This is a genomic window from Tabrizicola sp. (genome assembly GCF_051645465.1).
In the GTDB taxonomy this organism is placed as follows: Bacteria; Pseudomonadota; Alphaproteobacteria; order Rhodobacterales; family Rhodobacteraceae; genus Tabrizicola.
This window is the reverse complement of the sequence record NZ_JBOFBI010000202.1, coordinates 1-1,959: the sequence shown is the minus strand read 5'-3', so window position 1 is coordinate 1,959 and position 1,959 is coordinate 1. Positions and strand designations below refer to the sequence as shown.

The following is a 1,959-nucleotide window of genomic DNA, read 5'->3' as shown; positions in this document are numbered from 1 at the left end:
GCCGGACGGCGATTTGCGGGGCATGACCTTCTACGTCGACGGGATTGTGGGCGACATTCCACTGTGACATCTGACGGAGCGGGGGCCAGCCCCCGCACCCCCGGGATATTTGGAGACAAAGAATGGGGCGTGGGAGATTCCGTGCCCCATTTTGATTTATCGGAGGCGGGAATGGACGCGGACTTTCTGATCATCGGCGGCGGGATCGCGGGGATCTCGGCGGCGGCGCGGCTGTCGGAGCTGGGGTCGGTGATCGTCCTGGAAGCCGAAGAGGCGCTGGCGCACCATGCCTCGGGCCGGTCGGCGGCGCTTTATGAGCCGCGCTATGGGGCGCCTGCGGTGGTGGGGCTTTCGCTGGCGTCGGAGGCCTACTTCCGGTCGGTGCCCGGTGTGCTGTCACCGCGGGGGCTGCTGCTGGTGGCCAAGGCCGAGGCGCGGGAGGGCTTTGAGCACGATCTGGCGACGATGGCCTTCGACCGGATCAGCGTGGAGGAGGCGCGGGGGATCGTGCCGATCCTGAACCCCGATGTGGTGGCCCTGGCGGGGTATGCGGGCCACGCCGAGGATGTGGATACGGACCTTCTGATCCAGGGTTTCGCGCGGGAGGCCAAGGGGCGCGGGGCGCAGGTGCTGACGCGGGCCAAGGTGACTGGGGTTGCCAAGGATGGCGCGGGGTGGCGCGTGGAAAGCCCGGCGGGGGTCTTCACCGCGCGGATGGTGGTGAATGCTGCGGGGGCCTGGGTGGACGGGGTCGCGGCGATGGCGGGGGTGCGGCCTTTGGGGTTTACCCCGCTCCGCCGGTCGATGGCGCGGATACCGGCGCCGGGCGGGCATGATGTCAGCAATTGGCCGATGATGTTCGGGCCGGGCGAGGACTGGTACGCCAAGCCTGATGCGGGCGCGCTGATCGTGTCGCCGGCCGAGGAACACCTGATGGAGCCGCATGACGCCTGGGCCGATGACATGGTTCTGGCCGAGGGGCTGGCGCGGTATGAGGAGATGGTGACGGAGCCGGTCACGCGGCTTCTGGCCAGCTGGGCGGGGCTCAGGACGTTCTCGCCCGACCGGGTGCTGGTGATCGGGGCGGATGTGCGGGAGCCGTCGTTCTTCTGGTTGGCGGGTCAGGGGGGCTATGGGTTCCAGACCTGCCCGGCGGCAAGCCGTCTGGCCGCCGACCTGATCGGGGGCCGCGCGCCCGAGATCGATGCGGACCTGGTCGCCGCGCTTTCCCCGGCCCGCTTCGGGTGAGAATTTCCGCCGAGGGGCAAAAATGGCAGATGACAGAAGCGCGCGGACGCGGCACTTTTCCGGCATGATCCGTCCGGTGTTTCTTCTTGCCCTGCTTGCGCTTTGCGCCTGTGGATCGGCGCAACGGTCGGCTGCGCCCGAAGCCCAGGAAGTGACGGTCATCGCGTCGAACTTCGACGATGCCGACCCGACCGACTGGCCCGGCCGGTCGCCTGATCGCTATCCGGTGCACGGGATTGACCTGTCGCGCTTCCAGACCAGCGTGGACTGGCAAACGGCACGGGCGAATGGCGTGAACTTCGCCTTCATCAAGGCGACCGAGGGCGGCGACATGGTCGACCCGATGTTCGAGGATCACTGGCGCGGTGCGGGCTCGGCGGGGGTGAAGCGGGGGGCGTATCACTTCTTCTACCACTGCCGCCCGGCGGTGGAGCAGGCGCGCTGGTTCATCCGGCATGTGCCGAAGACCCGTGGCGCCCTGCCCCCGGTTCTGGACATGGAATGGACCCCGACCTCACCGACCTGCACCATCCGGCGCGACGGTGCCGTGATCCGGGAGGAAGCGCGGATCTTCATGGACGTGGTCGAGCGCCACTACGGCCAGCGCCCGATCATCTACACCACGGTGGATTTCTTCGAGGATACAGAGCTTTGGCGGCTGGACGGGGTGGAGTTCTGGCTGCGCTCGGTCGCCGATCATCCGCATGGGGT

General features: G+C 68.2%; 2 protein-coding genes. Both read left to right on the top strand.

Features of this window, described 5'->3' with window-relative positions:
- Positions 1-171 precede the first annotated feature (171 nt).
- Positions 172-1,248: an NAD(P)/FAD-dependent oxidoreductase gene (locus ACRCSW_RS12885; protein WP_438705646.1), complete on the top strand. Its 1,077-nt coding sequence runs from the start codon at positions 172-174 to the stop codon at positions 1,246-1,248.
- A gap of 64 nt (positions 1,249-1,312) precedes the next feature.
- The coding region (locus tag ACRCSW_RS12880; RefSeq protein ID WP_438705647.1) for a GH25 family lysozyme at positions 1,313-1,959 on the top strand (647 nt) is incomplete at its 3' end.